Raw genomic sequence first — 14,532 nt, forward strand, 5'->3', positions numbered from 1 at the left:
ATGGTAATGAAAATCGACCCATTAAATGGGCCGTCTCAGCCATCAGATGGGGCGGAATCGCCTTCGCGCAGACGCTTGTTATTGGGCATGGGCGTGATGAGCGGCGCATTGGCACTGGGGACGAATAAAGCGGCTCAGGCGGCAACGGCAGGTTCTGACATGACCGCTGAAAAGAAAGATGAGCGTTGGCAAAAACAGCCGTTTTACGGCACGCATCAGGCAGGGATTTTAACGCCGCAGCAAGCAGCCATGATGCTGGTGGCCTTTGACGTTTTAGCCACGACACCTGCGGATCTGACGCGTTTATTTAAACTGTTGACCCAAAGAATTGCTTTTCTCACCGGCGGCGGGCGTGCGCCGGAAGTTGATCCTAAGCTGCCGCCGCTGGACTCGGGAATTATCGGGCCAGAAATTTATCCCGACAATTTGACTATCACCGTGTCGGTCGGTAACTCATTGTTCGATGAACGTTTTGGTCTGCAGGCGAAGAAACCGCTGCATTTGCAGAAAATGACCCGTTTTCCTAACGATTCACTAGATGCAAGCCTGTGTCACGGTGATATTCTGCTGCAAATCTGCGCTAATACCAACGAAACGGTGATTCACGCGCTGCGGGATATTATCAAGCATACGCCGGATTTACTTAGCGTGCGTTGGAAACGAGAAGGCTTTATTTCTGCCCATTCTGCGCGCAGTAAAGGAAAGGAAACGCCGATCAATCTGCTGGGCTTCAAAGACGGTACGGCAAATCCCAAAACCAGTGATGTACCTTTGATCAGCCGGGTGGTTTGGGTGCCGGACAATGTGGGAGAGCCAGCCTGGGCGGTGGGCGGCAGCTATCAGGCAGCGCGTATTATCCGCTTTAAGGTGGAGTTTTGGGATCGAACGCCTTTGCAGGAGCAACAAACGATTTTTGGCCGGGATAAACACAGCGGGGCACCTTTGGGTATGGTTCATGAACATGATGAGCCGGATTACGCCAAAGATCCAGACGGTAAAGTTATTCCAATGGATGCTCATATTCGCCTGGCGAATCCACGTACCGTCGAAACTCAGGAAAACCTGATGCTACGCCGTGGTTACAGCTATTCATTGGGTGTATCAAACTCCGGCCAGTTGGATATGGGACTGCTGTTTGTCTGCTATCAGTCCAATCTGGAAAAAGCCTTTCTGGCGGTGCAAAAACGGCTAAACGGTGAAGCGCTGGAAGAGTATGTCAAACCTATTGGCGGGGGGTATTTTTTTAGCCTGCCGGGCGTACCTGATGCGAATCATTATCTGGCTCAGGGTTTGCTGGAATCGTAATTATTGTCGGTCATTGAGTGTCTGTATGGCTGCGGTATCTGATGATATCGCAGCTATTTTTTTACTGATTGTAATGAATGTTTTGTAATAACAATCAAACTTAAATTTTTATCAACGGCTAGATTAATCGGCATAGATTAAATTATTTTTTAATGATTGTGAGTGATAAAAAATAACAACCCTTCCACCTGTAAGTCTCCCATCAAAACGAACATTTGCTTTCTGCTCCTCAATTAACGGGTTGATTTTTTTGTTTTTTTATATTTATTTTAAAATAATTCTGTCTGTGTCATTGGTATGGGTTATTTATCAATGGTATATGTTTTTTATCTTAAATGAACCAGGTATCTTCATATGGTTTTTACGTTATGTAAATATGTAACGTTGTCAAAACACAACCTTACATAATAGGTCGTTGTTAATATTTCTAATTACTTTAATTTAGAATGGCAGCTGCGAGATTAAGCATTTAGATATCATCACACTAAACTTATCAATTATATTAATGGAGGTATTTATGAAACAAATGACTAGAGAAGAATCTCACTTAGTTTCTGGCGCAAACGGTATTACGATCAATAATTCTACGGTTACAATCGCATTTAATCCGTACAACAATGGTATGCCACCTTCAGTGTCAACGCCTGTCACTCCGATTGATAATCCAGGGGTTATGCCTACACTGGATCCTATTCCTGTTGCTACTGAACCTTTCCAGCAGGGAACTCTCATACCAACGCCGATGAGCCTTCAGTTTTATCAAAGATATTAATGAGTCAAACTTGATGATATTGTGGTTTTAATTATCAATTGGTATTGCATCTAAGCTAATATTCATTGATCACCCTTTTATCATTAACAATAGAGTTAGCTACGGTGCATTTATGGCCGTGGCTATTTATATAGCTGATGGTTATTTTTTAATGGACGCTGCGATGGTGATTTTTATACGGTTAGAGGCCTAGGGGAATAACAAGTAAGAAAATCAATGACGAGTGATATGTCATTTGGGTATGACTACGCTGATCTCGAGGTGGATTTTTTTATTACAAACGTAGTAAATGATATGGAAACATTATCAACTCTTTAGAGCATAACGTTATGACCAGAGAAAGTATATTTCGGAAAGAAGTATTGGATAATGGGAAAACAAAATGGAACGGTAAGGCGCTGTTAATAAAAGGCGTTTCACCCTGGATTGTTTTAACCGTATCTGTTGCTATTATTCTTATGCTTGTTACGTTACTTACTTTTGGTGAATATACGAGAAGGATTAATATTGCCGGAGAGATTATTACCGAATCTCACGCTATAAATCTGTTTTCCCCTCAACAGGGATTTATTACGCAATCCCTGGTTAGCGTTGGGCAGAACGTAAAAAAAGGGCAGCAGATTTATCAAATTGATATTAGCAGGGTAACAGATTCCGGTAATGTGAGCGGTAAAAATATGGCATCCATAGAAAAACAAATTATTGAACTGGATAATCTTATTCGACGAGTAAAAGAAAATAAATTCTCAATTGAGATGAATCTGGAAAAACAGATAGAGCAAAATTCACATGCTTATCAGGAGTCACTTAAGCTCATTGAAGCCTCTAAGAAAGGCGTGGCTGAGATGCAGCGTACTTTAGATAACTATCAGGAATATCAAAAAAAAGGGCTCATCAGCAAAGATCAGTTGGCTAATCAGCGAGCAATATTTTATCAGCAGCAAAATGCCTATCAAAGTCTATATCGTCAAAGTATGCAGGAAAATACCCAGCTAACGACCCTCCTAACTGAAAAGAATATTCGCTTGGCTGATTTTGATAATCAGATTTCTCAGTATCAGTATCAGCGTATCGAACTTCAGCGGCAGCTCACTTTGGCTGAATCGAGCGGTATGTTGGTTATCAATGCGCCCATAGACGGAAAAATAGAATCATTGAGCGTAACGCCGGGGCAAATGGTTAATCTCGGCGACAGTTTGGCTCAGTTAACCCCAAAGGAAAAGAAGCAATATCGCCTGGTATTATGGATACCTACCAGTAGCGCCCCCTATGTTAAGCCCGGAGACGGAATCAATATCCGTTATGACGCTTTTCCATTTGAAAAATTTGGCCAGTTTTCCGGACATATTATTTCTATTTCAGCCGTTCCTGCATCCTCTCAAGAAATGTCCACTTATAACAATATTCCCAAAGGAGCGAATCGTAATATAGGAACGGCCTACTACAAGACGCTAGTCGCAATGGATGACCAATCGCTTTTATATCAGGGACGACAATTGCAACTCTCCAACGGTTTAACGGCGCAGGCAACGATATTTATGGAGAAAAGACCATTGTATAAATGGATGTTTTCACCGTTCTATGACATGAAAAAAAGCGTAGGTGGGCCGATTCATGGATAAATTAACGGTGAAGGATCTTTTTAGTCGCCTGGATTTTAATTTTCGTCGGCGGGTGCCCAGAATAATACAGACAGAGGCCGCTGAATGCGGCCTTGCCTGCCTGGCCATGGTCTGTGGATTTCACGGATTTCATGTGGATTTGTTTAATTTACGTAAGCAATACGGAATATCTCTCCAAGGGGCGACCTTAGCTCACCTAGTTGATATTGCCACTGCGCTTAAGCTTAAAACACGAGCGCTATCATTAGATATAGAGGAAATTGATCAGCTTAAAACCCCTTGTGTCTTACATTGGGATCTTAATCATTTTGTCGTATTGGTTACGGTTAGGGCATCTTCGGTAGTTATTCACGATCCGGCAACAGGAAGGAAAGTGATATCAAAAAACGAGTTTTCCAAACACTTTACCGGTGTGGCGTTGGAACTGTGGCCAGCCAGCGACTTCAGCCAGAAAACACAAAAGAGTCGTTTAAAACTGGCTGATCTAATAAAGAATATTCGGGGACTAAAAGGGTTCCTGATTAAGATTTTTTGCCTGTCTCTGTTGATTGAATCTATTAATTTATTGATACCAGTTGGTACGCAGCTGGTTATCGACCATGTCATAAACGCTGAAGATTATAATTTACTGGCACTAATCTGTATGGGGTTAGTCTTTTTTACGCTGTTCCGCACCTTCACCAGCGTATTCAGATACTGGTTTTCTATAGTGTTAGATTCGCTGGTTGATGTGCAGTGGAAGGCCGGTTTATTCGATCATTTGATGACTTTACCGCTGTCGTTCTTTAAAAAACGCAGCTTGGGTGATATTCAATCGCGTTTTGATTCATTAGCAACACTGAGAGTGACGCTAACAACCAGCATAGTCAGCGCGATTATTGACGGGATTATGGCCGTCGGATTACTCATTATGATGATTCTCTATGGCGGCTGGCTGGTCTGGGTTGCTCTAGGATTTACTTCAATCTATATTTTGCTGCGCTTGTTAACTTATTATTATTTTCGCCAGGCGTCGGAAGAACAAATTATTAAAGATGCGAAGGCCAAAACGCACTTTATGGAAACTTTCTACGGCGTCTCTACGATTAAGGCACTCGGCCTAACGGCCATTCGCGCTCAGAATTGGCTCAATCTCAGCATTGAGGCTGTAAACGCAACTATTCATATTACTAAACTTAATATGTTGTTTGGTGGGGTTAACTCACTGATTGGCATGTTAGAGCAGATTATTATTCTCTGGATCGGTGCCTCTCTGGTAATGGATGGGAATATGACGTTGGGGATGTATTTTGCCTTCAACACTTTCCGCGGACAATTTGCTGAGCGGGCATCGAATTTGATCAATCTGGCGTTTAGCTTGACTATGTTAACGTTGCACTGCGAGCGCATTTCGGATATTGCTTTGTCTGAGGGGGAGGTATTAAAACCTACTCGGACCTTTATCAAACGCGGTGAACCCGCGGAGCTGAAAATTCGTAATTTGTCCTTCCAATACGATCCATTTTCCAAACCGTTATTCTCAGAACTGACGCTGACAATTGCCGCTGGCGAAAGCGTGGCCTTGGTTGGACCATCAGGGATTGGAAAAACAACGCTGATGAATATTATTTCCGGTCTGTTGATTCCCACTAAAGGGGAGGTATTGATTAATGGGGTGGAGATAAACGCGTTAGGGCTGAATAATTATCGGGATTGTATAGCCTGCGTCTTACAGGAGGACAAATTATTTTCCGGTTCTATCGCTGAGAATATTGCCAGTTTTGATAAAAATATCGATATGGAATGGGTGATTGCCTGTGCCCGATATGCCAATATTAATGACGATATCGACAGCATGCCTATGGGCTACGAAAGTATTATCAGCGAATTGGGAGGGAGTTTGTCAGGAGGGCAAAAACAGCGCTTGCTGATTGCCAGAGCTTTGTACCGCCGCCCGAGCATTCTATTTTTGGACGAAGCCACCAGCCATCTCGATCTCATTAACGAAGCAGCGATTAACTTGAGTATTGCTTCACTGAATATTACGCGAATTATGATTGCCCATAGACCTTCGACGATTGCGTCGGCACAGCGAGTCATTCAACTGGATCAACTATCTTCTGCCGCTTTATAGCGCCAGATAGCGACGATTGACAGAAAAGGAGGGCGCCGCAAAAAACGTGCGATGCCCATTTGATATTAACTATTTAATTTAGCGGTGATTTTTGCGACATGCTCACCCTGGAAGCGGGCAATGGCTAACTCTTCATTGCTTGGCTGACGTGAACCGTCTCCGCCAGCGATCGTGGTTGCGCCATATGGCGTACCACCGCGAGTGTGCGAGACATCAAACAGTTCCGGTGCACCGTAGCCGATTGGTACAATAATAAAACCGTGGTGTGCCAAGGTCGTCCAGGTAGATGAGATGGTGTGTTCTTGTCCTCCGCCGGTACCGGTTGAGGCAAAAACGCTGGCAACTTTGCCATATAACGCGCCGGATGCCCATAAACCACCAGTTTGGTCAAGGAAAGTGCGCATTTGTCCCGCCATGTTACCAAAACGGGTAGGCGTACCGAAGATGATTCCATCGTAGTCCGCTAATTCCTGCGGCGTGGCGACTGGCGCCGACTGATTGATTTTCCCACCCGCCTTGGCGAAGGCTTCGGCAGGCATGGTTTCCGGTACGCGTTTTACCATCACCTCTACGCCATCAACTCTGCGAACCCCTTCTGCGATGGCCTCTGCCAGCGTTTCGATATGTCCGTACATAGAGTAATAAAGCACTAAAATTTTCGCCATCTCGCCGTTCTCCAATTTTCTATAGGATGATGTTGATGAAGGGATAATAGTGAGCACATAAGACTCTTATTAAACATACTCCAATAAGGCACAGGCGCAACTGCATAGACCGGCGTATTTTTAGCTTTAAATGTGATGATGCTTAAAGTGTGGGATGATTTAAGGTTTACGCAATTTATTTTGTAGTCGCTTCTGCTGCCAGCGGTCCATCCAATTACCCAGAACAAAAATATTGATTGCCTGAATGGACAAAGAGATACCGAATCCTAATACTACCCACCCGATCCAGTAATACTGAGGAGAGGTGAACCAGTTAATCACAAACAGGAACAGGCAAAGTATTAGCGAGCGAAACAATCTGCGGAAGAAGTTCATCTCTTTTTCAACGGCCAGACGCGCATTTTCAACACGCTGATCGATAGGGTCAGTCGCTTCCTTATTTTCTCCTGCGGTTTCGCCTTGTTCATTAACTAAATACAGCTCATTCACCTTCAATTCCATAACAGCGGCAATAGCGCTTAAAGTTTCAAGGCTAGCTTGTTCGCCATTTTCAATACGTTGTATGGTACGAACGCTTAGGGAGGCCATTTCTGCCAACTGTTCTTGTGACCAACCTCGTGCCAGTCTGAGCTCTCGAACCCGATAAATGGCCATATCTTTCTTCCTGATAATAAGGTGTGTTCTCCCAGCATAGAACGATGCGGAAGATGTCACCACGACAAGCACCTGACACTAGGATGACAGCCATAGGACACCAACCTGACAGCGTAATTATCCGTTGAATACTCACATAACGACACTTGTTTTTACTTATGACGGTGACCCAGATCCCACCTTGTTATTGCTCTCCGTACCGCATTTATATATCGGCTATGCTTGGCGCTAAGGTTTAATTAAATAGGATATTTATGGACTCAATATTGTGCCGCGACGCAGATGGGTGCCTCACGATAGTGCAAGTTGTGGTAAATGGATGGCTGATTAAACGTTTCTTTATCGATGGAGAAGTCTGGGGACCTATTGAGGTTAATAGCGCGGATGAAATGGTGATTCTAGGTGTGAAATTTTCAGAACGAGGCTGGTTAAGTATTAAGGGAACAATTCATTCAGACCCTCAGGTATTACGTCGACAATTATCCTGTGGGTGATCGTATTAGTTTAGACAGCTTGTTACTGTAGTTTCAATATGTGTTAGAAGAAAGAAAGCATCGATAGCAGGGAGGGGCAGGGAGAATAAAGGTGAGTAGATTACTATTAAGCTTATCTATATAAATAACATAATAATCCCAGATGAAGAGAGAAAAGAAAGCGTGGTTTTGGCTGACCCAATACCACGCTTTTTTATCACCTTTAAATGGTCTGGCTTATCAGCCAATCATTCCAACGGGCTATTTATTATCATACAAACGGGTTCTGCGTTTTTTCAGGAGAGTGTAGGACACTGCCAGAATAACAAACCACAACGGCGTGACAATTAGCGCCTGGCGGGTATCTTCCTGCAAAGTCAGTAACACTAATACAAAGGCAAAGAACGCCATACAAACCCAAGACATAAGAATACCTGCAGGCATTTTATAAATGGATTTTTTGTGCAGGGCAGGGCGACGTTTGCGATATACCAGATAAGAACACAAAATGATGGTCCAAACGAACATAAACAGAATCGCAGATACGGTGGTGACCAACGTAAATACTGTCATAACGTTAGGAATCAGATAAATAAGAACGACTCCGCCTAATAGGCAAATACATGAAAAGGTTAAGCCGGAAGCCGGAACCGAGCGGCGAGATAACACCCCAAATTGTTTAGGTGCATCGCCTTCTTTAGCCAAACCAAACAGCATACGGCTGGTGGAGAATACGCCACTGTTGGCGGAAGAGGCCGCAGAGGTTAGTACGACAAAGTTAATCACGCTAGCTGCTGCAGGCAGGCCGACTAAGACAAACAGCTCCACGAATGGACTTTTATCAGCCACCACGGAACTCCACGGGGTAACCGACATAATCATGATCAAAGAAAATACATAGAACATGATAATCCGAATAGGGATAGAGTTAATTGCGCGAGGTAAGACGACTTCCGGATCTTTGGTTTCTGCGGCAGTGGTGCCAACTAGCTCAATTCCCACGAAAGCAAATACGGCAATCTGGAACCCAGCAAAGAAACCGCTAATTCCTTTCGGGAACATGCCGCCATCATTCCACAGGTGGTTGAACGAGGCCACGGTGCCTGACGGAGACTGGTAGCTCATTAATACCATGGTTAAACCGGCAAAAATCAAAGCGACGATAGCCACAATCTTAATCATGGCAAACCAGAACTCCATTTCCCCGAACATTTTTACCGTGGCGAGATTCAGAGATAGCAGTAATAGAACGACTAGCAAAGAAGCGATCCACTGTGAGAAGCCTGGGAACCAAAATTGCGCATAGGCGGTAATTGCCACCACATCGGCTATACCGGTTATTACCCAACAAAACCAATAGGTCCAACCGGTAAAGAAACCAGCCCACGGACCCAGAAGGTCGGCGGCAAAATCGCTGAAAGATTTATATTTCAGATTCGATAACAGCAATTCTCCCATGGCTCGCATGACGAAAAACAGCATGAAGCCGATGATCATGTAGACGAAAATGATTGATGGGCCAGCCAGACTGATGGTTTTCCCCGATCCCATAAACAGCCCGGTGCCAATAGCACCACCGATGGCAATTAACTGAATATGGCGGTTGGAAAGGTTTCTCTGGAGGTGTTCTTCTGGCTCTTGTTCCGATTTTATTGCTATCTTGGATTGGTCTACCATCTTTCCCATTCCCTCTTCCTGTGTTGTGATGTTTTTTTGAGCTCTAAATTGGCTCTTTGGATTATTTACTCTGTCTGTCGAACTCTGTCATTTGGGGCATGCATTAATGAAGATAGATTACATTTAATATACTAGTAACATTTTTCATACAATATTCTCCATATTGCATGATGGCTACTGTTTAAATTTCACTCAGTGATATTTGTTAACTGCATCACAATAATTAGAATTACACCATGTTCCCTGACAACTAACAATAATCGCCTGCGTTACTCGCTTAATTAATGAGTTGTCGCCATATAGAGCATATGATAGGCAAAAAAATGGGATGAAGTGTTTGACACCCACAGCCAACAGGAGAATAATTCTCGCGTTGGGTCGTTAGCTCAGTTGGTAGAGCAGTTGACTCTTAATCAATTGGTCGCAGGTTCGAACCCTGCACGACCCACCAACGAAATCAATCAATTAGAATTAGTCTTTAATTTAAAATCTATTCCACGGGACATATTTGGGACCCAGTGATTAAATATTGAGTCTATTTTTCTGGCATGTTTATTTAAATGATTTGGTGAAAGATTTGCATATTTCTTAACCATTTAAATTGATTCCCATCCGCCCATTTCTTTTAATGCAGAAATAGGAACTCCAGATTAGACTAGCCAGCTTGCTCACGTATGCCTTAAATCACGAAATCTAAAATTATTTATTCCCGCTCTCTCATGCCGAATACCAAGCTCTGTTACGATCAATTCTCAATTCTCAATTTCCTTATTTCCGGTGTTAGTGACCCCTCGGATCTATTTGAAGCATGAATGCGAACAAAGATATATTTATCAAGCTTCCCTATTTGTTCCCTACGAAATTTTGCGACAGTGTCATTTAGGGCTTAGCCAATAGTCTTTCTGATTTGCTATCTTCCAGGTTCATCCAGGCAACCTTCCTTTGCATATCTATCTGTTGCCAGTCCCGGTTGATTATATTGGAGCGGCCTAGGTCGGTAGAAAGAGCTAAGCGAACTTCAGACTTCAGTGGCTCTGGGCATTTATTTATTCATCTGATTGCCTCATAGGGTTCAAGCCAACGGATGCGTTTGTTCTTTGGTCGAGGGACTTTGTTTGAACAGTCCTGCCTTAGCTAGCCATCTCCACTCTCTCGGCGGTTCTCATTATCGACTCCATTAATGAAAGATGAGCAGCCTCCGCCGCTAAGGTTTTTATCTGTGTCGACAGATCGCTTCTCTGATTTCTCGTCAATCCAGAGTAAACAGGCCTCTTCGAACATGATTTCAGGCATTTCGCTTCGATTTCTTTGGCGTGGATTATGGCTCTTACATCATGGGTTACTTCAACACCACGTCATGGAGTTCAGACTTCGCTACTTGCTCCGGTGAATGGAAGGTTGCGGATTCGGTCACTTTCGTTGATGACTCGGCAATTACAGTCACCAGTGTAACTATGATCCCGGCAACGAGTAGCGGTGTAGCGGGTTCGACTGTTCAATTAACACCGAACGTCTCCCCAACTGCTGCGACAAATAAAACTGGCGTATGGACAAGCTGCTATGCGACCAAAGCAGCGGTTAGCTCAAGTGGCCTAGTCACTCGCGTTGCCGTTGGCACAGCGATAATCACATTCACCACGAATGATGGCGCTAAAACTGCCTCAAGCAATATCACTATCACTGCGTAAATATCACAAAGAGCATCTATTGGTACTCTTTGTGATATTTATTTCAAAGCTGAACGATTTAAACGAACAACATCGCGATATTGATCTACATTACCAATTATACCCTTATCTTTATTACTACTATCGTTAATTGTGGAAATAAGAAGGGCAATAGATCCATAAAAAATAAAATGAAGATTGGGCTTCTGGTATTGTGTATTTCATCTCTGTTTCAAATTACAGCAAATGCGAATGATTCAATATCAAGTCGCAAATTTTCCGCAGTTAATCGAGCGAAATATTGAAATATTTCCTTCCTGTGCTTGGGCGCACGATAAAGAAGGATATGTGATGATTGCTTATGACATTAACGTAGCCGGAAGGGTTGAGAATGCAAAGATTGTTGAGGTTGAACCTAAGAATCTCTTCGAGAAATCAGCCTTGGACTCTATCTACAAATGGAAGTATGAGCCTAATAAGCCAACCAGTGGAATGGGCGTCACAATAAACTATAAGAGGCCAAAGTGAGGCTGTAAGTATGGGGACCGATCCGCCAAGAGCAGGTTTGCGCATTCTAGCGCTCACGGTCAATGAAAAAGACGTGACCGCACTATGAGTTAGCGGCCACATTTGAGCAAGTGCCTATGTGGAATAGTGGTCAGAGCTTCACTATTTTACTGACGTTAATCTCACGCCCTCTTGCCGTTGATTTATTTTTCACCTTGTCTTTGGCAATAGATAAGGCAACGCTTTCGCTTTCAGCTTCGACCGTCTCAGACGTAGTCGCGGTATTTTTACCACCACCTTGGGAGTACTGAATTAAGTCGAAATGCACTCTATACCTTGCCATGTGGGTTCCTTTTTAATTTAAGTCCTAATTTTCAAGCTAATAGACTTCATTTATTCATGTTTTAAAACATATCTAGTCGTTAACCAGAATACAGGGTTATTACTGATTTAATAACCTGATATTTCAACAGTAGTTGCTTTTAGGGTGACATATAAATGGTTAATTTATATGCAATATGCCTGCAGAATTTATTATCGAGAGTATTGACGCTGGTGTTGGCGTGATGATTGACCTGTTCGAGGTCGATTTACAGTTATTTGGCGGCGATGTGATTCGCTCTCACTCGGGAACTCATTGCTACTATACGATGCTATCTGGAAAGGTCCTCAATATTCAGCCTATCCAATCGTAGTTGAAGGGGGGCGAAGTTAAGTCAAAAGGGACATACTCGTAGCTTTCCCAATTAACAGAAGATTGGTCAGACGATGCTTTTCGCTCTGAAATGAAGATTTTTCACTTATACCTTGGTTAAACTGCTGATTCAACGAGAAAGCAAAGATCACATGGTTAATGTAAACAGAAGTTATACTTCATAATTGTAAATGGTTATTATTGTTATTTGTGTTTTAAACGGTTATACGCGTCCAATATAAGAAGGCTAAATGCAACTTATTTTGTTTAAATTACGGTTTAATAAGTTTGAGCCATGGAGGGAGAGAATGACTCAAACGGATAAAAAAATATGCACTCAAATGGCTTTAATGGATAATGGCATAAATTTATTTTCAGGTCGGAATCCAACCGGTTAAGGCTAAGTGCTTTGATATATAAGATAAAAAACAGATGATAAACACAATAAAAAGGCGAGGGATAGAGTGATGCAGATGAAAGTCACGGAAAACGACTGACGGTACAGTTTACGGATTAATAAAGACGTCATAGTTGGAATCTCAACGTTACTGCAGCGTGAATTTAATCCATAGGGTATTGTTTCTTTATGTGATTAATCCATATCTACATTATTAATGATTATAGGATGGTTACCTTTTTGGCATTCATGTTTTCCTGCCTATTTGAATTAATTTCGTCCTTTCTGTGAACTTAATCACACTTATTTATTTGTTACAAAAATAACAAACTAGGTAATACCTTCACTCTTTATCAAACTAAGCCATACTGAAAAACAACTTGATTTTACTGCGGAGCTATTCTCTTTATGAAGAACCCGACGCTTATTCAATTTTTCCATTGGTATTCCCCAGGAGGAGGTCAACTTTGGCAAGAGGTTAGTGATAAAGCCTCGCAACTGAGAGAGATAGGAATAACAATAGTCTGGCTTCCGCCTGCGTATAAAGGTGCGTCTGGTGGTTATTCAGTGGGCTATGACACATATGATTTATTTGATTTAGGCGAGTTTGAGCAAAAAGGGAATCGTGCGACAAAATATGGTGATAGAGAGGCATTACAGGCTGCAGTTGAGCGTTTGCAAGAATGCGAGATTCAGGTTCTGTATGATGTGGTATTCAATCACAAAATGGGGGCGGACGAGAAAGAACCGGTAAGAGTATCGAATGTTGAAGAGAATAACCGTAATCAAATTGCTGACGAAATAATAGACGCTCAAGCTTATATACGCTTTACGTTTCCCGCCCGCTCAGGCCAGTATTCTCAATTTATTTGGGATCAGACTTGTTTTAGCGGGATAGATTCTATTGAAGACCCATCGGCTAATGGCATATTCAAGATTATTAATGATTATGGTAATGATGGTTGGAACGATCAGGTCGATGACGAGTTAGGTAATTTCGATTACCTGATGGGGGCTAATATAGAGTTTCGTAACCCTGCCGTGGTGGAGGAATTAAAGTACTGGGGACGTTGGCTATTGGACTCATTACCCTGTAATGGTTTCCGTCTGGATGCGGTTAAACATATTCCTGCATGGTTCTATAAAGAGTGGATAGATCATGTTCGGGATCATGCTCAGCATGACCTTTTGGTTATTGCAGAATACTGGTCGCCTGATATTGGTAAACTTCAGAAATATCTCGAGCAGGTGGAAGGTAAACTTATGTTGTTTGATGTGGCGTTACAACATAAGTTTCATCAAGCTTCAAAGTCTGGTGATAGTTTCGATCTCGCTCAAATATTTGCCAATACATTGGTGGATACCAATCCTATGAATGCGGTTACGCTGGTGGCTAATCACGACACCCAACCGCTTCAGTCCCTCGAGTCCCCGGTCGAACCCTGGTTTAAACCTCTGGCATATGCATTAATTTTATTAAGGGAGCAGGGGGTTCCTTGTATTTTTCACCCTGATCTTTATGGTGCTAGTTATCAGGATGAAGGCGACGACGGGGAGGTGTATCAAATAGATATGCCGATAATTCCAGAATTGGAGCCGCTTATTCAGGCGAGGCAGAAATTTGCTCACGGCGCGCAGACGGAATATTTTGATGATAATAACTGTATTGCATTTGTGCGTTCAGGCAATGAAAACCAACCCGGCTGTATTGTTATCATGACTAACGGTGCTGAAGCTGAGAAAAATATTTTTTTAGGTGAAGATTTCAAACATCTTCGATTCGGCGATTTTTTAGGTAATCGAAAAGATATCGTTATTATTGATGAGCAGGGGCATGGGGTGTTTAGGGTTAATGGTGGCAGTGTAAGTCTGTGGGTACAGGAAGAGTTCCTGTGAGCTCAGAGGCGTTACATATGCAGTTAAGTTTGTTAGTAGCTGACTAATAATTAAGTAAATGTAATGTTTATGTTTTCCTATTTGTTTTTA

11 protein-coding genes, 1 tRNA gene and 1 pseudogene are annotated in these 14,532 nt (G+C 42.6%); 9 read left to right on the forward strand and 4 right to left on the reverse strand.

Annotated elements, in window-relative coordinates; all coding sequences use genetic code 11:
* The 4 genes from efeB to PL78_RS17885 all read left to right on the forward strand — a co-directional run bounded on the left by efeB (position 1) and on the right by PL78_RS17885 (position 5,812).
* Positions 1-1,305 (forward strand): iron uptake transporter deferrochelatase/peroxidase subunit, encoded by a 1,305-nt coding sequence (gene efeB / locus PL78_RS17870; RefSeq protein ID WP_064517697.1) that lies wholly within the window; start codon positions 1-3, stop codon positions 1,303-1,305.
* 517 nt (positions 1,306-1,822) lie between these two features.
* Positions 1,823-2,077, forward strand: coding sequence for a hypothetical protein (locus tag PL78_RS17875; RefSeq protein WP_064517700.1), 255 nt, complete (start codon positions 1,823-1,825; stop codon positions 2,075-2,077).
* Between the two features lie 329 nt (positions 2,078-2,406).
* Positions 2,407-3,699, forward strand: coding sequence for an HlyD family secretion protein (locus PL78_RS17880; protein WP_064517703.1), 1,293 nt, complete (start codon positions 2,407-2,409; stop codon positions 3,697-3,699).
* Positions 3,692-5,812, forward strand: coding sequence for a peptidase domain-containing ABC transporter (locus PL78_RS17885; RefSeq protein ID WP_064517705.1), 2,121 nt, complete (start codon positions 3,692-3,694; stop codon positions 5,810-5,812). Before PL78_RS17880 ends, PL78_RS17885 begins: the two co-directional genes overlap by 8 nt.
* A gap of 65 nt (positions 5,813-5,877) precedes the next feature.
* On the opposite strand, the gene wrbA is transcribed toward PL78_RS17885, so the two are convergent.
* From wrbA to cycA, 3 genes are all read right to left on the reverse strand, one after another.
* On the reverse strand, positions 5,878-6,477 hold the full coding sequence (wrbA, locus tag PL78_RS17890; RefSeq protein WP_064517707.1) for an NAD(P)H:quinone oxidoreductase: 600 nt from the start codon (positions 6,475-6,477) through the stop codon (positions 5,878-5,880).
* A 159-nt stretch (positions 6,478-6,636) separates the two neighbouring features.
* Positions 6,637-7,131, reverse strand: coding sequence for a helix-turn-helix domain-containing protein (locus PL78_RS17895; RefSeq protein WP_064517709.1), 495 nt, complete (start codon positions 7,129-7,131; stop codon positions 6,637-6,639).
* A gap of 734 nt (positions 7,132-7,865) precedes the next feature.
* Positions 7,866-9,281 (reverse strand): D-serine/D-alanine/glycine transporter, encoded by a 1,416-nt coding sequence (cycA, locus tag PL78_RS17905; protein ID WP_179207950.1) that lies wholly within the window; start codon positions 9,279-9,281, stop codon positions 7,866-7,868.
* 375 nt (positions 9,282-9,656) lie between these two features.
* Between cycA and PL78_RS17910 the strand changes: the two genes are divergently transcribed.
* From PL78_RS17910 to PL78_RS17915, 3 genes are all read left to right on the forward strand, one after another.
* A tRNA-Lys gene (locus PL78_RS17910) sits at positions 9,657-9,732 on the forward strand.
* Between the two features lie 1,003 nt (positions 9,733-10,735).
* Positions 10,736-10,969, forward strand: coding sequence for an Ig-like domain-containing protein (locus tag PL78_RS19785; protein WP_235601046.1), 234 nt, complete (start codon positions 10,736-10,738; stop codon positions 10,967-10,969).
* 231 nt (positions 10,970-11,200) lie between these two features.
* Positions 11,201-11,476 carry a TonB family protein gene (locus PL78_RS17915; protein WP_235600986.1) on the forward strand — a complete coding sequence of 92 codons (276 nt, stop codon included), beginning with the start codon at positions 11,201-11,203 and terminating at the stop codon, positions 11,474-11,476.
* Positions 11,477-11,606: 130 nt separating this feature from the next.
* On the opposite strand, the gene PL78_RS17920 is transcribed toward PL78_RS17915, so the two are convergent.
* Positions 11,607-11,798, reverse strand: coding sequence for a hypothetical protein (locus PL78_RS17920; RefSeq protein ID WP_064517715.1), 192 nt, complete (start codon positions 11,796-11,798; stop codon positions 11,607-11,609).
* Between the two features lie 175 nt (positions 11,799-11,973).
* Here PL78_RS17920 and PL78_RS20855 point away from each other — a divergent pair.
* Both PL78_RS20855 and amyA read left to right on the forward strand, forming a co-directional pair.
* Positions 11,974-12,189 (forward strand): annotated as a pseudogene (locus PL78_RS20855) (phage minor tail protein L); the annotation flags it as partial.
* Between the two features lie 765 nt (positions 12,190-12,954).
* Positions 12,955-14,442 (forward strand): alpha-amylase, encoded by a 1,488-nt coding sequence (gene amyA, locus PL78_RS17925; protein WP_064517717.1) that lies wholly within the window; start codon positions 12,955-12,957, stop codon positions 14,440-14,442.
* The last annotated feature ends 90 nt before the right edge of the window (positions 14,443-14,532 follow it).

Origin of the sequence: Yersinia entomophaga, assembly GCF_001656035.1 — a bacterium.
Classification (GTDB): domain Bacteria; phylum Pseudomonadota; class Gammaproteobacteria; order Enterobacterales; family Enterobacteriaceae; genus Yersinia; species Yersinia entomophaga.